The 21,814-nt window shown below is 69.4% G+C and carries 24 protein-coding genes; 13 read left to right on the top strand and 11 right to left on the bottom strand.

Going from position 1 to position 21,814, the window contains the following annotated elements; translation table 11 throughout:
- Nucleotides 1-10: 10 nt before the first annotated feature.
- Together ACZ4TO_RS23480 and ACZ4TO_RS23485 are read left to right on the top strand one after the other, a co-directional pair.
- Nucleotides 11-373, top strand: coding sequence for a DUF1801 domain-containing protein (locus tag ACZ4TO_RS23480; RefSeq protein ID WP_382783185.1), 363 nt, complete (start codon nt 11-13; stop codon nt 371-373).
- The gene (locus ACZ4TO_RS23485) at nt 370-765 is read left to right on the top strand and encodes a VOC family protein (RefSeq protein ID WP_468025131.1); all 396 of its coding nucleotides are present in this window, start codon (nt 370-372) and stop codon (nt 763-765) included. Before ACZ4TO_RS23480 ends, ACZ4TO_RS23485 begins: the two co-directional genes overlap by 4 nt.
- 57 nt (nt 766-822) lie before the next feature.
- Here ACZ4TO_RS23485 and thiC read toward each other — a convergent pair whose 3' ends face one another.
- Nucleotides 823-2,643, bottom strand: coding sequence for a phosphomethylpyrimidine synthase ThiC (gene thiC, locus ACZ4TO_RS23490; RefSeq protein WP_468025132.1), 1,821 nt, complete (start codon nt 2,641-2,643; stop codon nt 823-825).
- Nucleotides 2,644-2,863: 220 nt separating this feature from the next.
- Between thiC and ACZ4TO_RS23495 the strand changes: the two genes are divergently transcribed.
- Nucleotides 2,864-4,375 carry a YibE/F family protein gene (locus tag ACZ4TO_RS23495; RefSeq protein WP_468025133.1) on the top strand — a complete coding sequence of 504 codons (1,512 nt, stop codon included), beginning with the start codon at nt 2,864-2,866 and terminating at the stop codon, nt 4,373-4,375.
- An 83-nt stretch (nt 4,376-4,458) separates the two neighbouring features.
- Here the strand turns inward: ACZ4TO_RS23495 and ACZ4TO_RS23500 are convergent, their stop codons facing one another.
- From ACZ4TO_RS23500 to ACZ4TO_RS23515, 4 genes are all read right to left on the bottom strand, one after another.
- Complete coding sequence (locus ACZ4TO_RS23500) at nt 4,459-4,896, bottom strand: SsgA family sporulation/cell division regulator (protein ID WP_361682900.1); 438 nt, start codon at nt 4,894-4,896, stop codon at nt 4,459-4,461.
- A 101-nt stretch (nt 4,897-4,997) separates the two neighbouring features.
- Nucleotides 4,998-5,735, bottom strand: a complete 738-nt coding sequence (locus ACZ4TO_RS23505) for an IclR family transcriptional regulator (RefSeq protein ID WP_468025308.1) — start codon at nt 5,733-5,735, stop codon at nt 4,998-5,000.
- A gap of 457 nt (nt 5,736-6,192) precedes the next feature.
- A complete protein-coding gene (locus ACZ4TO_RS23510; RefSeq protein WP_382783201.1) occupies nt 6,193-6,405 on the bottom strand; it encodes a DUF5326 family protein in 213 nt (70 codons plus the stop codon).
- 165 nt (nt 6,406-6,570) lie between these two features.
- Nucleotides 6,571-6,888 (bottom strand): cupin domain-containing protein, encoded by a 318-nt coding sequence (locus tag ACZ4TO_RS23515; RefSeq protein ID WP_382783204.1) that lies wholly within the window; start codon nt 6,886-6,888, stop codon nt 6,571-6,573.
- A gap of 81 nt (nt 6,889-6,969) precedes the next feature.
- On the opposite strand from ACZ4TO_RS23515, the gene ACZ4TO_RS23520 reads away from it, so the two are divergent.
- The 5 genes from ACZ4TO_RS23520 to ACZ4TO_RS23540 all read left to right on the top strand — a co-directional run bounded on the left by ACZ4TO_RS23520 (nt 6,970) and on the right by ACZ4TO_RS23540 (nt 10,824).
- Nucleotides 6,970-7,347 carry a phage holin family protein gene (locus ACZ4TO_RS23520; RefSeq protein WP_382783206.1) on the top strand — a complete coding sequence of 126 codons (378 nt, stop codon included), beginning with the start codon at nt 6,970-6,972 and terminating at the stop codon, nt 7,345-7,347.
- Between the two features lie 18 nt (nt 7,348-7,365).
- Nucleotides 7,366-7,857 carry a low molecular weight protein-tyrosine-phosphatase gene (locus ACZ4TO_RS23525; RefSeq protein ID WP_468025134.1) on the top strand — a complete coding sequence of 164 codons (492 nt, stop codon included), beginning with the start codon at nt 7,366-7,368 and terminating at the stop codon, nt 7,855-7,857.
- Complete coding sequence (locus ACZ4TO_RS23530; protein ID WP_468025135.1) at nt 7,854-9,053, top strand: cystathionine gamma-lyase; 1,200 nt, start codon at nt 7,854-7,856, stop codon at nt 9,051-9,053. Before ACZ4TO_RS23525 ends, ACZ4TO_RS23530 begins: the two co-directional genes overlap by 4 nt.
- A gap of 215 nt (nt 9,054-9,268) precedes the next feature.
- Nucleotides 9,269-10,174: a LysR family transcriptional regulator gene (locus ACZ4TO_RS23535; RefSeq protein ID WP_468025136.1), complete on the top strand. Its 906-nt coding sequence runs from the start codon at nt 9,269-9,271 to the stop codon at nt 10,172-10,174.
- Between the two features lie 167 nt (nt 10,175-10,341).
- Nucleotides 10,342-10,824 (top strand): NUDIX domain-containing protein, encoded by a 483-nt coding sequence (locus ACZ4TO_RS23540; protein WP_382783217.1) that lies wholly within the window; start codon nt 10,342-10,344, stop codon nt 10,822-10,824.
- Nucleotides 10,825-10,861: 37 nt separating this feature from the next.
- On the opposite strand, the gene ACZ4TO_RS23545 is transcribed toward ACZ4TO_RS23540, so the two are convergent.
- Nucleotides 10,862-11,494, bottom strand: coding sequence for an HAD family hydrolase (locus ACZ4TO_RS23545; protein WP_468025137.1), 633 nt, complete (start codon nt 11,492-11,494; stop codon nt 10,862-10,864).
- Nucleotides 11,495-11,651: 157 nt separating this feature from the next.
- On the opposite strand from ACZ4TO_RS23545, the gene ACZ4TO_RS23550 reads away from it, so the two are divergent.
- Complete coding sequence (locus ACZ4TO_RS23550) at nt 11,652-12,518, top strand: GNAT family N-acetyltransferase (protein WP_468025138.1); 867 nt, start codon at nt 11,652-11,654, stop codon at nt 12,516-12,518.
- 145 nt (nt 12,519-12,663) lie between these two features.
- Here the strand turns inward: ACZ4TO_RS23550 and ACZ4TO_RS23555 are convergent, their stop codons facing one another.
- Both ACZ4TO_RS23555 and ACZ4TO_RS23560 read right to left on the bottom strand, forming a co-directional pair.
- On the bottom strand, nt 12,664-13,086 hold the full coding sequence (locus ACZ4TO_RS23555; RefSeq protein WP_382783224.1) for a GlcG/HbpS family heme-binding protein: 423 nt from the start codon (nt 13,084-13,086) through the stop codon (nt 12,664-12,666).
- A gap of 101 nt (nt 13,087-13,187) precedes the next feature.
- The gene (locus ACZ4TO_RS23560) at nt 13,188-14,396 is read right to left on the bottom strand and encodes an MFS transporter (protein ID WP_468025139.1); all 1,209 of its coding nucleotides are present in this window, start codon (nt 14,394-14,396) and stop codon (nt 13,188-13,190) included.
- 140 nt (nt 14,397-14,536) lie between these two features.
- Here ACZ4TO_RS23560 and ACZ4TO_RS23565 point away from each other — a divergent pair, with 140 nt between their 5' ends.
- Together ACZ4TO_RS23565 and ACZ4TO_RS23570 are read left to right on the top strand one after the other, a co-directional pair.
- A complete protein-coding gene (locus ACZ4TO_RS23565; protein WP_382783229.1) occupies nt 14,537-15,025 on the top strand; it encodes a MarR family winged helix-turn-helix transcriptional regulator in 489 nt (162 codons plus the stop codon).
- A 9-nt stretch (nt 15,026-15,034) separates the two neighbouring features.
- Entirely contained in the window at nt 15,035-15,487 is a 453-nt protein-coding gene (locus tag ACZ4TO_RS23570; RefSeq protein ID WP_382783232.1) for a GNAT family N-acetyltransferase, read from the top strand.
- Between the two features lie 70 nt (nt 15,488-15,557).
- Here the strand turns inward: ACZ4TO_RS23570 and ACZ4TO_RS23575 are convergent, their stop codons facing one another.
- Nucleotides 15,558-16,943 (bottom strand): serine hydrolase domain-containing protein, encoded by a 1,386-nt coding sequence (locus tag ACZ4TO_RS23575; RefSeq protein ID WP_468025140.1) that lies wholly within the window; start codon nt 16,941-16,943, stop codon nt 15,558-15,560.
- A gap of 247 nt (nt 16,944-17,190) precedes the next feature.
- Here ACZ4TO_RS23575 and ACZ4TO_RS23580 point away from each other — a divergent pair, with 247 nt between their 5' ends.
- Complete coding sequence (locus tag ACZ4TO_RS23580) at nt 17,191-17,754, top strand: dihydrofolate reductase family protein (RefSeq protein WP_385042863.1); 564 nt, start codon at nt 17,191-17,193, stop codon at nt 17,752-17,754.
- Between the two features lie 133 nt (nt 17,755-17,887).
- On the opposite strand, the gene dnaB is transcribed toward ACZ4TO_RS23580, so the two are convergent.
- Nucleotides 17,888-19,357 carry a replicative DNA helicase gene (gene dnaB / locus ACZ4TO_RS23585; protein WP_355760321.1) on the bottom strand — a complete coding sequence of 490 codons (1,470 nt, stop codon included), beginning with the start codon at nt 19,355-19,357 and terminating at the stop codon, nt 17,888-17,890.
- Nucleotides 19,358-19,816: 459 nt separating this feature from the next.
- Between dnaB and ACZ4TO_RS23590 the strand changes: the two genes are divergently transcribed.
- Nucleotides 19,817-21,154: an MATE family efflux transporter gene (locus ACZ4TO_RS23590; protein WP_382783241.1), complete on the top strand. Its 1,338-nt coding sequence runs from the start codon at nt 19,817-19,819 to the stop codon at nt 21,152-21,154.
- 211 nt (nt 21,155-21,365) lie between these two features.
- On the opposite strand, the gene rplI is transcribed toward ACZ4TO_RS23590, so the two are convergent.
- The gene (gene rplI, locus ACZ4TO_RS23595) at nt 21,366-21,812 is read right to left on the bottom strand and encodes a 50S ribosomal protein L9 (RefSeq protein WP_328450525.1); all 447 of its coding nucleotides are present in this window, start codon (nt 21,810-21,812) and stop codon (nt 21,366-21,368) included.
- Nucleotides 21,813-21,814 lie beyond the last annotated feature (2 nt).

The following is a 21,814-nucleotide window of genomic DNA, read 5'->3' on the forward strand; positions in this document are numbered from 1 at the left end:
CGGGGACCCCATGACGTCCGCGGACATCACCGCCTATCTGAACGGGCTCGACGGCCCACTGCGCGACATCGGCGAGAGGGCCGGGCGCCTCATCGACTCGGTCCTCCCCGACGGCTCCGGGGCACTGTGGCACGGCCATCCCACCTGGAGCCTCGGGGACAAGCCGGGCCGGACACCGGTCTGCCTGCTCAAGGCCCACACGTCCTACGTCACCTTCGGCCTGTGGCGCGGCCAGGACCTGACCGACCCCTCGGGCCGGCTGGTCGCCGGAGCCCGCCGGATGGCCTCGGTGAAGCTCGGCCGTGCCGACGAGATCGACCCCGACCTGTTCAGCGCGTGGCTTCGCCACGCCGTCGCCCTGGAGACGACATGACCACCCTGCGCGTGAAGGCCTTCGACCACCTCGTCCTCAAGGTCGAGGACATCGAACGGTCCCTGGACTTCTACACCGGACTTCTCAGCCTGGAACCCGTACGCGTCGCCGAATGGCGTCTCGGACAGGCCCCGTTCCCGTCGGTGAGGATCACCGCGGAGACCATCATCGACCTGATCGCCCATGCCCCCGAGGGGTCCAACGTCGACCACATCTGTCTCACCGTGGAACCGCTGGACTGGGACCAGGTCCTCGCGTCGGGATCCTTCACCGTGCTCGAAGGGCCCGTGGAACGCTTCGGCGCACGCGGCACCGCGACCTCGGTCTACGTCCGCGACCCGGACGGCAACACCGTCGAACTGCGCTGGTACCCGCAGGACGTCACGCCGTGACCGGGCAGGGGACCGCGGTCCGGGTGTGCTCCCCGGACCGCGCCCCCGTGGGGTGACTCAGTCGGCCAGCGGCAGGTACACGCGGTTGCCGGCCTCCGCGAACTCCCGGGACTTCTGGAGCATGCCCTCGGAGATCTCCGCGGCGGAGGCACCGCCGGCCGCGTCGGCGCCGAACCGCTCGTTGATGTCCTGGCTGATCTTCATCGAGCAGAACTTCGGCCCGCACATGGAGCAGAAGTGGGCCGTCTTGGCGGGCTCGGCCGGCAGGGTCTGGTCGTGGAACTCCCGCGCCGTGTCCGGGTCGAGAGCCAGGTTGAACTGGTCCTCCCACCGGAACTCGAAGCGGGCGTCGGAGAGCGCGTCATCCCATTCCTGCGCACCTGGGTGCCCCTTGGCGAGGTCGGCTGCGTGGGCGGCGATCTTGTAGGTGATGACGCCGGTCTTGACGTCGTCACGATCGGGCAGGCCCAAGTGCTCCTTGGGCGTGACGTAGCAGAGCATGGCCGTGCCCCACCAGGCGATCATCGCGGCACCGATGCCGGAAGTGATGTGGTCGTACGCCGGCGCGACGTCCGTCGTCAGCGGGCCGAGGGTATAGAACGGAGCTTCATCACAGATCTCCTGCTGAAGGTCGATGTTCTCCTTGATCTTGTGCATCGGGACATGTCCCGGGCCCTCGATCATCGTCTGAACCTGAAAACGCTTCGCGACCGCGTTGAGTTCCCCGAGCGTCCTCAACTCGGCGAACTGCGCCGCGTCGTTGGCGTCCGCGATGGAACCCGGCCGCAGCCCGTCACCGAGCGAGTAGGTGACGTCGTACGCGGCGAGGATCTCGCAGAGCTCCTCGAAGTTCTCGTACAGGAACGACTCCTTGTGGTGCGCGAGGCACCAGGCGGCCATGATCGAGCCGCCGCGCGAGACGATGCCGGTCTTGCGGTTCGCGGTGAGCGGTACGTACGCCAGGCGCACGCCCGCGTGGACCGTCATGTAGTCCACGCCCTGCTCGGCCTGTTCGACGACGGTGTCCTTGTAGATCTCCCAGGTCAGCTCCTCGGCCCGGCCGTCGACCTTCTCCAGCGCCTGATAGAGCGGCACGGTGCCGATGGGGACGGGGGAGTTGCGCAGCACCCATTCACGGGTGGTGTGGATGTTGCGACCGGTGGACAGGTCCATGACCGTGTCGGCGCCCCAGCGGGTCGCCCAGGTCATCTTCTCCACCTCCTCCTCGATGGAGGACGTCACCGCGGAGTTGCCGATGTTGGCGTTGACCTTCACCAGGAACCGCTTGCCGATGATCATCGGCTCGATCTCCGGATGGTTCACGTTCACGGGCAGCACCGCGCGGCCCGCGGCGATCTCCTCCCGTACGACCTCGGGGTCGACGTTCTCGCGAAGCGCCACGAACTCCATCTCGGGCGTGATCTCCCCACGTCGCGCGTAGGCGAGCTGGGTGACCGGCCGGCCAGGGCGCCCCCGGCGTGGCTGACGTGGTCGGCCGGGGAAGACCGCGTCGAGGTTGCGCAGCCCTCCGCGCGGGGACGTGTGCTTGATCCCGTCGTCCTCGGGACGGACGGGACGGCCCGCGTACTCCTCGGTGTCTCCGCGGGCGATGATCCAGCTCTCACGCAGCGGCGCCAGTCCCCTGCGCACATCGGTGTCGACGGTCGGATCGGTATACGGGCCGGACGTGTCGTACAGCGTCACGGACTGCCCGTTGGTGAGGTGCACTTGGCGGACCGGCACCCGCAGATCGGGGCGCGTGCCCCCGACGTACGCCTTGTGCCAGCCGATGGACTGCCTGTCCTGGCCGTCCGGAGACGACGGGGAAACCCCGTCCGTCTGTCCGGAGGCAGGCGTGCGTACATCCTTGTCGGTCATCTGACCTACTCCCTACGCCGGCATTACCCGGTAACAGGTTCAGCGGTCGACGCAGCGGCTTCCGATCGCCGATGTTTCATGTGAAACATCGCGAAGACGGAGGTCAGCGTCCTCTCAGCCCGGTGCTCCGAGCTCCCGCGTGTGCAAAGGTGCCTCCACGCTAGCGTCATATTTGGCGCGGTGAACAGAGGGCCCTTGACGTTCTTGCGATGATCGGGCGGTGACGACGACCCGCCAGCACCCGTTCTCCCCGTCCGAGCCACCGCGCCGTCCCGGCTCCGACGGCGGCCACGGACATGGCTCCGGCACCGGCCCCGAGCACCAGCACGAGCAGGGGCACGGGCATGGGCCGGACGGCGATCATCACGGTTCGGGCGACGGCCACGAGCCGGGTTCCGGCCGCGGGCACGGCCGGCCGGTGGGCGCCGGGCACGGGCATTCCCACAGCCACGGTCCCGCGGCCCCGGTCTCCAAGCATCTGCGCAAGGTCATCGCCGCGGTGCTGATCCCCTTCGCGGCGGCGGTCGTGGCGGGTCTCGTGCTCCTGTGGCCCGGCGGCGCCCCGGCCCACGAGCGCACCGGGGTCGGCTTCGACCGGCAGACCCAGCAGGCGACGGTCACGAAGATCGACCAGGTGGACTGCAAGTCCGTGAACGCCTCCTCGGGGGCCTCGACGGGCGACGCCTCCGCCACCGGGGGCTCCCCGGCTCAGGGCCGGGCCGCGGGGGAATGCAAGAAGGCGACCGTCCGGATCGACACCGGGAAGGACAAGGGCCGCACGTTCACCGAGATCGTCCAGCCGGACCAGTCACGGCAGTTGCACCAAGGCGAGAAGGTCGTCGTCGCGTACGAGCCGTCCGCGCCCAAGGACCTCCAGTACTCCGTCACGGACGCCAACCGGAAGCTGCCGCTGACGCTGCTCGCCATCATCTTCGCGGTGGTCGTCGTGGTGATCGGCAGGATGCGCGGCGTCATGGCGCTGGTCGCGCTGGCCATCAGCTTCGTGATCCTGAACTTCTTCATCCTGCCCGCGATCCTGCAGGGCTCGAACCCGCTGCTCGTGGCCGTCGTCGGATCCAGCGCGATCATGCTGATCGCGCTCTACATGTGCCACGGTCTGTCGGCCCGGACGTCCGTGGCGGTGGTCGGCACCCTGCTCTCCCTGGTGCTGATCGGTTTCCTCGGCTCGTTCTTCATCGACTGGGCCGTGCTGACGGGCAACACCGACGACAGCACCGGTCTGATCCACGGCCTGTACCCGTCCATCGACATGAGCGGCCTGCTGCTGGCCGGCGTCATCATCGGTTCGCTCGGCGTCCTGGACGACGTGACGGTGACGCAGACGTCCGCGGTCTGGGAACTGCACGAGGCGAACCCCACGATGGGCCGGCGCGCTCTGTACCGGGCGGGTATCCGTATCGGCCGCGACCACATCGCGTCGGTCGTCAACACGCTCGTCCTGGCCTACGCGGGCGCCGCGCTGCCACTGCTGCTGCTCTTCTCGATCGCGCAGAGCAGCGTGGACACCGTCGCCAACAGCGAGCTGGTCGCCGAGGAGATCGTGCGGACGCTCGTCGGATCGATCGGTCTGGTCGCCGCGGTGCCGGTGACGACCGCACTGGCCGCCCTGGTGGTCGCTGCGGACCGCGAGGGCGGCGCGTCCGTCCCCGCGCAGCCCGCGGCCGACAGGACCCCGGCACGGAGCGGCAAGGGGCGCCGCCGCAAGCACTGACCCGTCACACGGAAGCGCTGAAACCATCCTGCACCGGCGGCCCTTGTGAGGAAGCGTTCCTCCGCTCCGGGCCGACGGGGGTCTCAGCCCGCGCTCTGCTCCTCCGTGAGGATGCGGTCGAGCACCGCGTCGAGGGAGGTGTCGAAACCCTCGAGAGAGCGTTCCTGCCCGAGCGGGACAAGGCGGTCCGTCCGGTCGAGGAACGCGACGAGCGGCGCCGTCCCGGACCGGAACAGCGCGTGATCACCGCCGACCTGAAGCCGGATCAGCACCTCTCCGAGGGCCTCCGGGTCGGCCGGAGCGATGTGCACGTCGCCGTCACCACAGGGCCTGCCCACGCCGTCGATGAGCAGTTCCCGTCCGAACGCCCAGGTCACCGGCGCGTCGCCGGGCAAGTGGAAGGTCAACCGCACGGCGTACGGATCACAGGTCTCGTATCGCAGTTCGACAGGAATGCGGAAGGACAGCTCCTCGGACACGAGGAAGCTCATCATGACCTCTGCCTGCACCGACTCGCGCATCGCCTACCCCGTCGTTTGCTGTCGACTGGCCAGCAGTCGACCCACCTGACCCTGCTGGAAATCTTGCTCAACGTGCATGCCTAATTACAAGGAGTGAGTTTTCAGATACTGATAGAGATGGCGAGTGTTCCTAGCAGGCGGCCCACCTCGCTCTGGAGCTTCCGTGCCGTGGGGATCAGCCGGTCGCCCTGGTGGGACGGGAGGGAGAAGGCCACGGCGGCGGCCGAACTGCCCGCGGTGACGGGGATCGCGGCGCAGACCGTGCCCAGCGCGTACTCCTGCCGCTCGATCACCGGTTCCATCCGGCCCGTGCGCTCCAGCCGGCGCAGCAGACGGTCCTCGTCACGCACCGTGTACGGGGTGAGCGCCCGCACCGGGTAGCGGTCGAGGTGGTCACGCCGGGACTTGTCGTCCAACTGGGCCAGCAGGCACTGGCCGACCGCGTGGGCGTACCCGGTCTCGCGGAAGTCGGCCCACTGCTCGACGGCGGGGTTCGCCGGAGTGTCGGCGACGCACAGGACCTCGATCTCACCCTCGCGGTAGACCGCGTAGTACACGGGTGCGCCGATCACGTCGCGCCAGTGCGCGACGGTGTCCCCGACCGTGCTGCGACGTTTCTGCCGGGCTCCGCTGCTGCCGAGCCGCTCGGCGGCCTCGCCGAGGAAGAAGAGGCCCCTGTCGCGCCGCAGATAGCCCTCGTGGACCAGGGTGCGCAGCAGGTGGTAGGCGGTCGGCAGCGCCAGTCCGGCCTCTCGGGCGAGCTGTTTGGCGGGGGCGCCCTGCTCACGGGAGGCGACGGCCTCCAGCAGACGCATCGCGCGCTGGACCGAGCCGATCAACGTGGTGGTGTGGGAGTCCAGGGGCGCTGCTTCCGGCTCCGCCGACGGGGTGCGGGCGCGCCGGGCGGGTTCCCCGGCCTCCGGGGGCCGGGACGCCGCCTGCCGGGCGGGCGGGGTGTGCGAGGGGGGCGGCTCCCCCGGCGAGGCACGCGGCTGGACGGGCGGAACGCGTGCCGCCGCGGGCGTACCCGGTCGCCGGAAGGGTGGAGCGACGGATGGTGCGGGTGCGGTGTCAACCGTGGCCAAGGGGCACTCCGAAGAGCGAGGAGGACCGCCCGTGCGGGGAGTCACGGGAGGGGGCTGTGCGCTGCCCGCGGGGTCGGCCCCGCGTCGAGTTCCGGACTCTAACGGCCCGTCACCGCTCAAACAGGGCCTCAGCGGAAAACTTCCCCCTGCCGAGGGAACCTTGGGTTCCCTTTCCCCTTTCTCCGTTACCTGTCGCTCGCCCCCGCGCGCCTCACCAGTCGCTGCGCGAGGAGGAGCCCGACATGAACTTCCGCACCACGAAGATGAGCCCGCCGACGAGCGCGACGAAGACGAGCAGCTTGAAGAGCAGGCCGATGACGAACCCGACGACGCTCGCTATCAGACCGCCGAACACCACGAGGGCGATGACCGGCACCGCGACCCACTTCACCCACCACGGCATACCGCTGAAGATCTCCTGCATCGCCCTGTCCTTACCTCTCCTCGCCCGTGGCCCCGACTCCGGGACACTGATTCCGGGTTCTCCGGTCGTCTCGCATCCGATGCTAGGCCGCGGGAGGGCCGTACGGTGGCCCCGCATCCCTTGTCCTCCCCTGACCGTTCCCCTAGGGAACCCTGAGAGGCCGGCTCAGCTCTCGGGCGGAGAGAACACCACGAGGACCCGCAGGTCCTCGGTGATGTGGTGGAACTTGTGGGCGACGCCGGCGGGCACGTAGACGACGCTGCCCCGGGCCACCTGAGTGGTCTCCAGGCCGACCGAGACCGAGGCCCGCCCGCTGACGACGAAGTACACCTCGTCCTGGGCGTGCGGCTTCTGCGGATCGAAGGCTCCCGCGTCGAGCGCGTACAGCCCGACCGACATGTTCCGCTCCCGCAGGAACTGCAGGTAGGCACCGTCGTTGGCGGCGCGTTCCGCCTCCAGTTCATCCAGCCGGAATGCCTTCATCGCCCTCGTCCGCTCTTGTGCGTCGCAGGCTGTTTCCACAGCCTCTTCTGGCCAGTCGATCTCTCTGCCACGATCAGACACATGAAGAATTTCGTAGTCAAGACGCTCGCCAACGCGGGGGCCCTGGCCGTCGCCGTCTGGCTGCTCGACAAGATCACCCTGACGGGTGACAGCACGGGCAAGAAGATAGGCACGCTCATCCTCGTCGCACTGGTCTTCGGACTGGTGAACTTCCTGGTCAAGCCGGTCGTGAAGGTCCTGACCTTCCCGCTGTTCATCCTCACCCTCGGCCTGATCACCCTCGTGGTGAACGCCTTGATGCTGCTGCTCACCTCGTGGCTCGCCGACAAACTCGATCTGAGTTTCCACGTGGAGGGCTTCTGGACCGCCGTCCTCGGCGGCCTGATCATCTCCGTCGTCTCCTGGGCGCTCAATGTCGTGCTGCCCGACGGCGACTGACACGACTGAGAGAGTCCGATGACCTACCGCGTCTGCTTCGTCTGCACCGGCAACATCTGCCGCTCGCCGATGGCCGAATCCGTCTTCCGTGCCCACGTGGCGCGAGCCGGACTCGACGAACTCGTCGAGGTCGACAGCGCGGGCACGGACGGCTGGCACGAGGGCGACGGAGCCGACGAGCGCACCGTCGCCGTGCTGGAGGCGAGCGGCTACGAGAGCGACCACGCGGCCCGGCGGTTCCAGGCCTCGTGGTTCTCCCGTCTCGACCTCGTCATCGCCCTCGACACCGGCCACCTCAGGGCCCTGCGCCGCCTCGCGAACAGCGCCGAGGACGCCGCCAAGGTCCGGCTGCTGCGCTCGTACGACCCCGCCGCCGGCGACGACCTGGACGTCCCCGATCCGTACTACGGACAGATGGACGGCTTCGAGGAATGTCTTGAGATGGTGGAGGCGGCGAGCCCTGGGCTGCTCGCCGCGGTACGAGAGCAAGCGGAGGGACGAGCGGCATGACGTCAGGGGATTTCGGCACGGCGGACGACGAGGGCACCGGCCCCGCGGGAGAGCGCGCGCAGACGCGGTCGGCGGTCCCGGGCGACGGCACACGGGCGGTGCGTGCCGGGCTGCCCGAACCCGTCAAGTACGAGCCGACGCTTCCCGGCCCGGTCTTCGCCGCGCACTTCCATCTGCCCGGTGAGCCCACCGGCCCCTACACCTACGGCCGCGACGAGAACCCGACCTGGACACTTCTGGAGCGGGCCATCGGCGAGCTGGAGGCTCCCGGGCGGGAGTCCGCCGAGACGCTCTCCTTCCCCTCCGGCATGGCCGCCATCTCCGCGGTGCTCTTCTCCCATCTGCGCTCGGGTGACGTCGTCGTCCTGCCCGACGACGGCTATCAGGTGCTGCCGCTGGTGCGCGAGCAGCTGACCGCGTTCGGCGTCGAGGTGCGCACCGCCCCCACCGCCGGCGACGCCCAGCTCGAGGTGCTGGACGGCGCGAAGCTGCTGTGGATCGAGACACCGTCCAACCCGGGACTCGACGTCTGCGATCTGCGCCGCCTCGTGGCCGCCGCGCACGCGCAGGGCACGCTCGTCGCCGTGGACAACACTCTGGCCACCCCGCTCGGACAGCGCCCGCTGGAACTGGGCGCCGACTTCTCCGTCGCCAGCGGGACCAAGATGCTCACCGGGCACGGCGACATCCTCCTCGGGTACGTCACCGGCGGGAACGCCGAGCTGATGGCTCCCGTACGGCGCTGGCGCAAGGTCGTCGGAGCCATCCCCGGGCCCATGGAGGCCTGGCTCGCCCACCGGTCGCTCGCGACGCTCCAGCTCAGGGCCGACCGGCAGACCGCCACCGCGAAGACGATCGCCGAAGTCCTGCGGGAGCGTCCCGAGGTCACGGGGCTGCGGTACCCGGGACTGCCCGACGACCCCTCGTACAAGATCGCCTCGCAGCAGATGCGCCGCTTCGGATGCGTGGTGTCCTTCACGCTGCCCTCGCGCGAGCACGCGGAGCGCTTCCTCGGCTCGCTGCGCCTGGTGGACGACGCCACCAGCTTCGGCGGGGTGCGGTCCACGGCCGAGCGGCGCGGGCGGTGGGGCGGCGACGCCGTCCCGGAAGGCTTCATCCGCTTCTCCGCCGGAGCCGAGGATCCCGAGGACCTGGTGACGGACATCCTGAGGGCCCTCGACGCCTCCGCGGAGTAGGGCGCCCGTCACCACGGGATCAGTACCGCCACTACGCACAACGGACGGTCCGAGCCTCCCCCCTCGTGGCTCGGACCGTCCCGGTTCCGCGCGCGAAGAACCGCGCGAACAAGGCTAGTTGACTCTGTGTCAGTGTCCAATCACAGTAGCGACAGAGACCTATCGACTTATTTATAGTTGGGGCCCGCGCGGGGTGCTGAAAGGGGAGAGGCACCATGGACTTGGCCTTGCTGCGCACGTTCGTGACCGTGCACCGGGCCGGTTCCTTCACTCGTGCCGCCGCGCTGCTCGGCCTGTCCCAGCCGGCCGTCACCTCACAGATACGCACGCTGGAGCGCCAGTTGGGGCGGCCGCTCTTCCTGCGCCAGGCGCGGGGGGTGACCCCCACGACCATCGGCGACGAACTCGCCCACAAGGCGGCGCCCCATCTCGACGCCCTCGTGGAGATCACCGAGACCGGTCTCGACGAGGACTCGTCCCTTCGCACGCTGCATCTCGCCGGACCACCCGAGTTCACCGCGGAACGGGCCTTGCCCGCTCTCATGGAACTGACCGGCGACGACGGCCAGGGCTTCGCGCTGCGCGCCTCCTTCGGCAACGCGGAGGAGACGATGGAGGGGCTCGCCGCCGGACATCATGATCTGGCCATGACGACGGCCCAGCCACGGGGTGCGCTTCTCACCGCGACTCCGCTCTGCGACGAGGAGCACGTCCTGGTCGCCGCTCCGCGCTGGGCCGCCGAGATCGGCCTGGGCAAGCTCCGCCGCAAGGGCGCCCACGCTCTGGAGGACTTCCCGATCGTCGAGGTCCACGAGACGCTGCCGCTCGTCGCCCGCTACTGGGCCTCGGTCTTCGATTGCCGCCCCGCGGCCTCCGGCACGGTGATCGTCCCGGACCTCCGGGCGGTCCTCGCCTGCGCCTCCGCGGGCGCGGGCCTGGCCGTCCTGCCCAAGTACCTGTGCTCCGAGGCCATCGAGCGCGGAGACGTCGTGGCGCTCCTCGACCCCGCGGTGCCCCCGCTGCGTACGTACTTCCTGGTCGTGCGGACCGGAACGCTGGCCATGCCGCACATCGCGCGAGCGCACCAATGGCTGCTGCGGGCGGCCGTCGACTGGAGCTGACGCGGGTCTGGGCGGGAGGTCGCGCCCCTGCCCCCGACACCCGAGCTCCGGGACTCCGGGACTCCGGGACTCCGGGACTCCGGGACTCCAGAGATTCTTCGGGGCTTTCACGCGGAATCGCGGCCCCACGATGTTTCACGTGGAACCAACCGGGCCACATTTCTCCCATGACCGTCCGACCCGTGGTCAAGCGCACCGCACGTGCCGTCCTGCTCGACGGCGACGACCTGATCTTGATCAAGCGCACCAAGCCCGGCATCGATCCCTACTGGCTCACACCGGGCGGCGGGGTCGAGCCGGAGGACACGACTGTCGTCGAGGCCCTGCACCGCGAGGTGCACGAAGAACTCGGCGCCAAGATCGTCGATGTGGTTCCCTGCTTCGTCGACACGGTCGAGCACATCGGCGACGACGGCGGCGCGACCGGTGTGAAGGTCCAGCACTTCTTCGTCTGCCGGCTCGAGTCCATGGATCCGTCCCTGCGGCACGGTCCCGAGGTGGACGAGCCCTGCGGCGAATACGAGATCGTCCGTGTCCCGTTCACCCGGGTAGGCATCGCCTCCGTCCACCTTGTGCCCCTGTCTCTGAGGCACTATCTCGACGGGAACATCGAAGGCGTACGCGCCATGCACGCGCCCGACCTGGGCTGAACCGGAGAGAATCCGACGCCGTTCCGGCCGCCCCCGGTCACCCGGCGCGGTGTACCAGCCGATAGGCGGCGCCCAGGTCCCGCCCCACGTAGGAATGCGTGGCGATGCCGCTCAGATGCCGGTCCGCGTTGACCGCGACGGACACCGGCACCACGCCGAAGAGCTCCTTGTCCGAGCCCGAGTCGCCATAGGCGACGCAGTCGGCCCGGCTCACCCCGAACTCCGCACACAGCAGATCCGCGATCCGTACCTTTGCCGCGGCGTTGAGCACACCCGCCGGGTCCAACGGCTCGGCGAACGGCACCGCGGGAAAACGCGAGCCGTGAGCCGCATGGGCTCCCCACATCAGCAGGCGCTCCACGAAGAAGGAGGGCGACAGCGAGACGACGGCGCAGTAGTCGCCGTTTCGCCGGATCTCCCTCCAGACGTCTTCGATCCCCGACATCCAGGGGGCACCGTCGAAGGCCGCCGTCACATGCGCCTCGGTGAGATCCGTCCACAGAGCATGCACGTGGGCCGCATACTCCGGCGGGCCTATGCGCCCCTCGGAGATGGCCTTCTCGAGCGCGATGGTCTCGGCTTCCAGACCGAGTTGCCGGGAGATCTCCAAGGGCGCGGTGCTTCCGTGGAGCAGCGTTCCGTCGAGGTCGAAGAGGTGAAGTCTCGCCATGTCCGTGGAGGCTAATGGGCCGACCGGACTTCAGGGACCGGGGTTTCACGTGAAACCCGCCGCCGCTCACCGCCGTCGGCGCCGTATGGCCAAAAGCCGGTGGGAGTGCAGGGAAAGCGGTGGACGGCAGGGGCCGATCTCGGACAGCCTGATCTACGTGTCGATTCCTTCCCTCACCGCTCTGCCCATTCGCCGTCTGACACCCCGCGACCTCGTCGCCTGTGCCGACTTGTCCGAGGACCGGGGCTGGCCCCGTGAGGAACACAAGTGGGGTCTGCTGCTCGCCGCGGGAACCGGATACGGCATCGACGACCCCGCCGGCGGTCTCGTCACCGCATGTGTGGTGACGGAATACGGACCACGTGAGCGTCCGGAACTGGCCGCGATCGGCATGGTCCTCGTCGCCGGACGGCACGCACGCCAAGGTGTCGGACGCCGTCTGATGCGACACGTGATCGAGGAGACGGGCACGACCCCGCTGACCCTGCACGCCACCGAGAACGGGCGCCCGCTCTACGAGGAGCTGGGTTTCAAGGTCACCGGCCGGGCGGAGATGGTCCGTGGTGTCTTCACCTCCGACGACTCCCCTTCCGATGTCTTCACCCGCCCGGCCACGGCGGAGGATCTCGCCTCCGTCCTACGTCTCGACGAAGAGGTTTTCGGCACCGATCGCACCCACATGATCACGCGGCTGCCCGCCTTCGCGGACCAACTGCGCGTGGCGGAGGAGAACGGCCGGATCATCGGCTACGCGGCCGCCTGGCCCAACATGGCCACGCAGGTCGTAGGCCCTCTGATCGCCCGGGACACGGAGACGGCCAAGGCCCTCGTCTCCTCGCTCGCCGCGCACACCGACCGTCCGCTGCGCACTGATATCGACACACGCCACGAGGACCTGCTGAGCTGGCTGAAGGAACGCGGGCTGGCCTCCGTCGGCTTCAACGCGGTGATGATGCACCGGATCCCGGGACTGCCCGGCGACTGGACCCGCCGCTTCGCGCCGCTGACCGTGGCCGCCGGCTAGGGATCCGACGGCCGACGACGGCCCTCCGGACACACGGCTGTGCCGGTCCCCCTGGCACGGGGAAACCGGCACAACCGATCCGTCGGCCGTCGTCTGTCATCCGTCGTCCGTCGTCCGTCGGACGGACGCCTTGGTCCGATGTGCGTCAGACGAGCGAGTCGAGCGCGGCGACGGCGAAGCCGTGGTCCTGCTCGGGCATACCGCCACCGACGCCGATCGCGCCGATCAGCCGGCCGTCGCGGTGGACCGGTACGCCGCCCGCGATGAAGAGCAGGGGCCGGTCGAGCGCGGTGGGCAGGGTGTGGAAGAGGCCACCGGGCTGCACCGCGTCGACGAGGTCGGCGGTGGCCGAGTCGAGCTGGAGCGCCGTGTAGGCCTTGCGCGTGCTGGTCTCTCCGGAGATCAGCACAGCCCGGTCGTCGCGCCGGAAGGCGAGCAGATGGCCGCCCGCGTCGAGGACGGTGACACTGACCCGGACACCCGCGGCTTCGGCGGCGCGTCGGGCGGCGGTCACGAGGACCTCCGCGTCCTCGATGGTCAGGGGGGTGACGGCGGTGGTGGTGCTCATCAGGGTTGTTCTCCTTGTGGGGGTGTTCTGTTTCGGTCGGGGACGTGCCGGATCGATGCGCCGCGGGAACGGCCCTGGTCCCGCGGCGGGCCCGTTTCCGGTCAGTGGTGGACGGCGGTCCGCGGTTCGGCGGGAACGCCTCCGGCGATCACGACGCCGGGCCGGGACGTACGGCGCTCCAGAGCGGCCGAGACGACGGCCAGGACGAGGGCGCCGGCGGCGAGAACCGCGCCGACCCAGTTGGGGGCGGTGTAACCGAGGCCCGCGGCGATGACGACACCACCGAGCCAGGCCGAGAGGGCGTTGCCGAGGTTGAAGGCGCCGATGTTCACGGCCGAGGCCAGGGTGGGGGCGCCGTGCGCCTGGTCGAGAACGCGCTTCTGCAGGGGCGGCACGGTCGCGAAGCCCAGGGCTCCGATGAGGGTGATCGTGACGGCCGCCAGGATCTTGTTGTGCGCGGTGAGGGTGAAGAGGGCGAGCACGACGGCGAGGCCGCCCAGCGACGTGTACAGCATCGGCATCAGCGCGCGGTCGGCGAACCTGCCGCCGATCAGGTTCCCGGCGACCATGCCGAGGCCGAAGAGGACCAGCAGCCAGGTGACCGATCCGTCGGCGAAGCCGGCGACGTGGGTCATCATCGGCGCGATGTAGGTGACGGCCGCGAAGACTCCGCCGAAACCGAGCACGGTCATCGCCATCGCGAGCAGGACCTGGACGTTCTTGAAGGCCGCCAGCTCGTGGCGCAGACGCACACCCTCGGGCTTCGGCATCTCGGGGACCAGCCGGGCGATGCCCAGGAGTCCGACGACACCGAGCGCTGCGACTCCGGCGAAGGTGACGCGCCAGCCGGCGGACTGCCCGATCAGCGTTCCCAGGGGGACGCCGACGACATTGGCGATCGTGAGCCCGCTGAACATCATCGCGATGGCGCCGGCCTTCTTCTCGGGCGCGACCAGTTCGGCGGCGGCCACGGACCCGATGCCGAAGAAGGCACCGTGTGCGAGGGAGGCGACCACCCGGCCCGCGAACATCAGCCAGAAGGCCGGAGCCGCCGCGGAGATCAGATTGCCGAGGACGAACAGCCCCATCAGCACCATGAGCATCCGCTTGCGGGACACCTTCGTGCCGAGCGCGGTCATGATCGGCGCACCGATGACGACCCCCAGGGCATAGCCGGTGACCAGCAGTCCGGCCGTGGGGATGGAGACCCCGAAGTCTCCGGCGACCTCGGGCAGAACGCCCATGATCACGAACTCGGTCGTCCCGATTCCGAAGGCCCCGATCGCGAGGGCCAGAAGCGCGAGAGGCATGGTGAGTACGCCTTCCAGAAGATTGCATGGGCTCTTTGCCTGCGTTCACAATAGTTGCAGACGCGGGCTATATGCAACCGCGGGCTATTGCGCCTGTGCTCTATCCTGGGTTTCAGCCGCTCCGGGACGGAGGAAACGCCATGACAGCCACGGACCCCGCGCTCACCGCCCTCGCCCAGGGATGGTGCGCACTCTCCCTGCTGCACGGGAGGATCGAGGCCCACATCGAGCGGGCCCTGCAGGCCAAGCACGGGCTCAGCGCGCGCGAGTACTCCCTGCTCGACGTCCTCAGCCGTCAGCACGACGGCGACGGCGGTCATCTCCAGATGAAGCAGGTCGCGGACGCGGTCGTGCTCAGCCAGAGCGCCACCACACGTCTGGTCACCCGCCTCGAGGACCGTGGGCTGCTCGCCCGCTATCTCTGCCCGACCGACCGGCGCGGCATCTACACGAACGTCAGCGACGCGGGGCTGGAGCTTCTCGCCGAGGCGCGGCCCACCAATGACGCCGCCCTGCGCGAGGCACTCGACGACGCGGCCCGGAACCCCGACCTGGCTCCCCTGGTCCGGGTCGTGGAGTCGGCGAGCGCACCCGCCCCTCTCGTGCCTTCCGTGGGCGTGCCCTCATAGGGTGCGTTCATGGCAGATCTTGAGATACGAGCCGCGGTCGCCGACGACGTGCCCGCCATCGTCGCGATGCTGGCCGACGACCCGCTGGGTGCCCGACGTGAATCGCCCGACGACATGGGCCCCTACCTGGCCGCCCTGGACCGCCTGAGCCGCGACCCCAACCAACACCTGGTCGTCGCCGTCCGCGGCGGCCGCGTTGTCGGCACCCTGCAGCTCACCGTGATCCCCGGACTGTCCCGCAGAGGAGCCACGCGCTCCATCATCGAGGCCGTACGCATCCAGGCCGACGAGCGCGGCAACGGTCTCGGGACGGAACTCATCGAATGGGCGGTCGAGGAATCCCGGCGCCAGGACTGCCAATTGGTCCAGCTCACCTCCGACGCCTCCCGCACCGGCGCCCACCGCTTCTACGAGCGGCTCGGCTTCGAGGCCTCACACGTCGGTTTCAAGCTCCCGCTCTGAGAGCCGGCGTCCGAACGCAGGCGGGGCAGCCTGTTTCACGTGAAACAGGCCTCCCCGCGTCTGCCGGCGCCTACCGGACTCCGCTCCAGCCTTCGGGGTCCACTCCACCGGGCACCGGAGCGCCCTCGTCGTACGGCTGCCGCGTGAACACGAAGGACCCGAGGTCCAGGTGGCTCACCGTGCCGTCAGGCCGTCGTACGGGCCGCAGAAGCTCGCCCGCGTAGTAGCCGTCGAGCCCCGTCCACGTCCCGTCGCCGTTCGCCCGGAAGCGGGCTCCGCGGCCGACACCCGAGAGCGGGCCCAGCACCAGCCCTCCATCGGCCGGCAGCCGCAGTCCGAAGGCCTGAGTCCCCCAGTACCACGGGCCCGCCAACTCCAAGGCGCTCTCGTCCACTTCGCTCAGCGGCTTCCAGGGCTCGGGGATCCGCGGCTCCGCCTCGGCGACGATCCGCACCAGGTCGGCGGCGACGGTGAACACGGGCGGCCCCGAGGTGCAGTTGGAAAGCACCACCGCCGCCACGTCGTCCTCGACGCCGATCACCAGACCGGCGAGGAATCCCGGCAGGGATCCGGAATGCCCGACGAGGGTACGGCCGTCACGGTGCACGATCTGCAGGCCAAGCCCGTACGAGGTCCCCGCCGCCAGTTCCGCCGTCTCGGGCGGAGCGGCGGGCACGTGCATCTCCCTGACGGACTCCGCGCTCAGCACCCGGTCGTCACCCTGCGCGAGAAAGACGGCGAAGCGTGCCAAGTCCCCGGTGGTGGACCACAACTGTCCGGCCGGCGCCATCCGCCCCAGGTCCTCCGCGGGTTCGGGCATCATCGCGTCCGCCCAGGGGTGGACCGCCCATCCCCCCGCGTGCGGCGCCTGCGGGTGAGCGCTCGTACGGTGCAGGCCGAGCGGTTCGAGAATCTCGCGGCGTAGCACCTCTACCCAAGGTGCGCCGCGCACCTCCTCGACCAGTGCCCCGAGCAGCGTGTAACCGGGATTCGAGTAGTGGTGCCGGCGCCCGACCGGATGACGGAAGGGCTGTTCGCCCAGCACGTCGGCCAGTTCGGGACGCAGTGAGCCCGGAGTCCGCTCCCACCACGGAGACGGCGACTCGGCGGCCAGTCCTCCGGTGTGGGCGAGCAGTTGGGAGATGGTGACCTCTCCCGAGCCGGTGCCCGGCAGATGCTTCTCCAGGGGGTCACCGAGGTCCAGGAGACCCTCGTCGCGCAGCCGGAGCACCAGAACGGCGGTGAACGTCTTGGTGATGGAGCCGATGCGGTACTGCACGTTCTCGTCCGGGCCGTGACCGGCCACCGACGTGCGTGCTCCGGTCCACACCGCCTTCCCACCCCGCACCACCGAGGCGACGAGGGACGGCGTCCGCCCCTCGCGCTGGGCGACGGCGATGCGGTGCAGCAGGGCCCGGCGCGTACCGGGAAGGAGATCGTCGTGGGATGTCGTCATGACACCAGTCCACTCGCCCGGGCCCCGGACGTCGAGCGGATTGATCCGAAGCCGCCCCCGTGCGCGGTGGCGGGGTTTCGCCACTCGCGAGGGCGAGGCCGAGATCGGGCGGCTTGCCCGTGTCGGCCGAGTCCAGCACGCTGAGCCTCGAGCACGAGGACTGCCGGCGAGCCCGGATCACGCACCGGTGAGTTTCCCGCGCCGCGCTGGTCTGTACGTCGGACACCCACGGACGGAAGGCTGGGCCATGCGGAAACTGATCTACGGCATGAACGTGACCCTGGACGGCTACATCGCCGCGCCCGGCGACGACATCGGCTGGAGCGTGCCGAGCGACGAGCTGTTCCAGTTCTGGTCCGACCAGTTGCGGGCGACGGACCTGTCGCTGTACGGGCGCAAGCTGTGGCAGACGATGAGTTCCCACTGGCCGACCGCCGACCAGCAGCCCGACGCCACCCCGGCGGAGATCGAGTTCGCGCGCCGCTGGCGGGACATGGCGAAGGTGGTGTTCTCCTCGACGATCGACAAGGTCGACTGGAACAGCCGCCTGGTCACCGGCGACGCGGTCGCCGAGATCACCCGGCTGAAGACCGAGGACGGCGGTCCGATGGACATCGCCGGTGCGACGCTCGCCGGAGCGGCCCTGCGGGCCGGGCTGATCGACGAGTACGTGCTGGCCACCGCGCCGGTCCTGGCGGGCGGCGGCACACCGTTCTTCTCCGCGCTGGACAACTGGGTGAACCTGAACCTGGTGGAGACGCGGACGTTTCCCGGCGGTGTGATCCTGACCAGGTACGAGACGAGGCGCTGAGCAGCAGCACCCGCGCGCCGGTCTCAGGGATGCCGTGCAGTGCTGCTGACATAGGGATGCCGCACAGCGCTGCTGACATGTGGTCAGCCCTGAGAGCCCGAAACGAGATCCGCGCCCCTGCGGGCGGCGTGGATCAGGTCTGGGCCATGTCCACGAAGCGCGAGTAGTGGCCCTGGAAGGCCACCGTGATCGTCGCCGTCGGGCCGTTACGGTGCTTGCCGACGATGATGTCCGCCTCGCCGGCGCGCGGGGACTCCTTCTCGTAGGCGTCCTCGCGGTGGAGCAGGATGACCATGTCCGCGTCCTGCTCGATCGAGCCGGACTCACGCAGGTCGGAGACCATGGGCTTCTTGTCCGTGCGCTGCTCGGGACCACGGTTGAGCTGGGACAGCGCGATCACCGGCAGTTCCAGCTCCTTGGCCAGCAGCTTCAGGTTTCGCGACATGTCGGAGACCTCCTGCTGGCGGCTCTCGGAACGCTTGCCGCCGGACTGCATGAGCTGGAGGTAGTCGATGACCACGAGCTTGAGATCGGCACGCTGCTTGAGGCGGCGGCACTTGGCGCGAATCTCCATCATCGACAGGTTCGGGGAGTCGTCGATGTAGAGAGGGGCGGCCGAGACGTCCGGCATCCGCCGGGCGAGCCGGGTCCAGTCCTCGTCCGTCATGGTGCCGGACCGCATGTGGTGCAGTGCCACGCGCGCCTCGGCGGACAGCAGACGCATCGCGATCTCGTTGCGGCCCATTTCGAGCGAGAAGATCACGCTGGGCATGTTGTGCTTGATCGAGCAGGCGCGGGCGAAGTCCAGGGCCAGCGTCGACTTACCCATGGCGGGACGGGCCGCGATGATGATCATCTGACCGGGGTGCAGACCGTTGGTGAGCGAGTCGAGGTCGGTGAAGCCGGTCGGTACGCCGGTCATCTCCCCCGAACGCGATCCGATCGCCTCGATCTCGTCGAGCGCGCCCTCCATGATGTCGCCGAGCGGCAGATAGTCCTCGGTGGTGCGCTGCTCGGTGACCGCGTAGATCTCGGCCTGGGCGCTGTTGACGATCTCGTCGACGTCGCCGTCGGCCGCGTACCCCATCTGTGTGATGCGTGTGCCGGCCTCGACCAGGCGGCGCAGGACCGCGCGCTCGTGCACGATCTCCGCGTAGTACTCGGCGTTCGCGGCGGTCGGGACCGTCTGCACCAGCGTGTGCAGATACGGCGCTCCGCCGACTTTGGTGATCTCGCCGCGCTTGGTGAGCTCGGCCGCGACCGTGATGGGGTCGGCCGGCTCGCCCTTCGCGTACAGGTCGAGGATCGCGCCGTAGATGGTCTCGTGCGCCGGACGGTAGAAGTCGTGGCCCTTGAGCACCTCGACGACGTCGGCGATGGCGTCCTTCGACAGGAGCATGCCACCGAGAACGGACTGCTCGGCGTCGAGGTCCTGCGGCGGCACCCGCTCGAAGGAGGAACCGCCGCTCTCCCAGGACCCGTTGTCCCGGTCGTGCTGTTCGTCGCGGCCTCGTCCGCCGTTGCCGCGGCGACGGGACGAGGGCAGACGATCACTGGGTCCGCTGTCCGCCCAGGGGTCGTCCAAGGGCTCGGAAATAGTCACCGAGCCACCTCCTCCCGTCCGCAGAGCGGACCTAGCAGTGCCTTCAATTTCTACGGCACGGCACTGACAAGTGAGCGGCCCGACTCCGGATCTCGCGCGTCGGTTTTGCACGCTTTCCGAGGACGGAGATGAGAACGGGCGCCGCACCACGTTAGGCCCGCGGGCACCGTCAGCCAATCTGGTTATCCACAGGCCATGTGGACGACGGCCCCGATGCTGTGGAGAACTCCGCGAAACCTGTGCACGACCCGGTGGACAGCCCTGTGAACAAGCCCTCAGCACTTTGAAGGAACGCCCGTTGACCTGGCCTTTTCCCGTCCACCGGCTGTGCAGAAGAAAAACTTCCCCAGCAGGATCAAGATCCCTTCGAACAGTGCGCCACACCACACCCCGCGCGCCACCAAGTAAGGGTCTTTCGGCTTTTGCATCTCTTACCTGTGGAAGATTAGATTGATGCCCATGACACAGGCTTCAGCGGCGCCGAAGACGGCCCGGCACCGGCACGACCGTGAGATCGTCGCACTGGCCGTTCCGGCGTTCGGCGCACTCGTGGCAGAGCCTCTCTTCGTGCTGGCCGACAGTGCCATCGTCGGCCATCTCGGCACCGCGCAACTGGCCGGTCTCGGCGTCGCCTCGGCTCTGCTCATGACGGCCGTCGGAGTCTTCGTCTTCCTCGCCTATGCCACGACCGCCGCGGTCGCCCGCCGCGTCGGTGCCGGTGATCTGCGGGCCGCGATCCGCCAGGGCATGGACGGCATCTGGCTCGCCCTGCTCATCGGCGTGGCCGTGATCGCCGTCGCCCTGCCGACGGCACCGTCCCTCATGGAGTTGTTCGGCGCCTCCGGCTCCGCCGCCCCGTACGCGACGACCTATCTGCGGATCTCGGTGCTCGGCATCCCGGCCATGCTGGTCGTGCTGGCCGCCACCGGAATCCTGCGGGGACTCCAGGACACGAAGACCCCGCTGTACGTCGCCGTCGGCGGGTTCGTGGCCAACGCCGCCCTCAACACCGTCCTCGTCTACGGCGTCGGCCTGGGCATCGCCGGTTCCGCCTGGGGGACGGTCATCGCCCAGTGCGGCATGGCCGCCGTCTATCTCCACGTCGTCCTCCGCGGAGCACGGAAGCACGGCGCCTCCCTGCGGCCGGACGCGGCCGGCATCCGAGCCTGCGCCCAGGCCGGCACCCCCCTGCTCGTCCGAACGCTGTCGCTCAGGGCGATCCTCCTGATCGCCACGGCGGTCGCCGCCCGGCTCGGGGACGCCGACATGGCGGCCCACCAGATCATCCTGTCGCTGTGGAGTCTGCTCGCCTTCGCACTCGACGCCATCGCCATCGCGGGGCAGGCCATCATCGGGCGCTACCTCGGCGCGGACGACGCCCTTGGCGCCCGTGAGGCTTGCCGGCGCATGGTGCAGTGGGGGCTCGTCACCGGACTCGTACTCGGTCTGCTGGTCATCGCCGCCCGCCCCCTCTTCCTCCCGCTGTTCAGCGGCGACCCGGGTGTGCAGAACGCCGCGCTGCCGGCCCTGGTGATGGTGGCCGTCTCCCAGCCGATCTGCGGGATCGTCTTCGTGCTGGACGGCGTGCTGATGGGCGCGGGGGACGGACCGTACCTGGCCTGGGCCATGCTGCTCACCCTGGCGGCGTTCGCCCCCGCCGCCCTGCTCGTGCCCGTCCTCGGCGGCGGACTGACCGCGCTCTGGGGCGCGATGACGCTGATGATGGCGGTGCGGATGCTGACCCTGTGGCTGCGCTCCCGCTCGGGCCGCTGGATCGTCACGGGCGCGACCCGCTGACGTACCGCGCCCCCGCTGACGTAGGCCGAACCTTTCAGGACCGCGCACCCCGCTGACGTACACGGACCGTTTCACGGGAAACACGGCGGCGAGCGCCCGACGTTTCACGGGAAACAAGGCGCCGGTTTCACGTGAAACGGCGGTCCAGGACAAGCGGAAGGGCCGCACCCGGAGGTGCGGCCCTTCCTCTCAGCTATGCCGAGTGCTGCACTCAGGCAGCGACAACCTCGATGCTGACCTTCGCGGCAACCTCGGGGTGCAGACGCACGGACGTCTCGTGGGCGCCCAGGGTCTTGATGGGCGAGCCCAGCTCGATGCGGCGCTTGTCGACCTCGGGGCCACCGGAAGCCTTGATCGCCGAAGCGACGTCGGCCGGGGTGACGGAGCCGAAGAGACGACCGGCGTCGCCGGAGCGGACGGCCAGACGGACCTTGACACCCTCGAGGCGGGCCTTGATCTCGTTGGCCTGCTCGATGGTCGCGATCTCGTGGATCTTGCGAGCACGACGGATCTGCTCGACGTCCTTCTCGCCACCCTTGGTCCAGCGGATCGCGAAGTTCCGCGGGATCAGGTAGTTGCGAGCGTAGCCGTCCTTGACGTCGACGACTTCGCCGGCGGCACCGAGGCCGGAGACCTCGTGGGTAAGGATGATCTTCATGT

The organism is Streptomyces sp. NPDC028298, assembly GCF_055565895.1.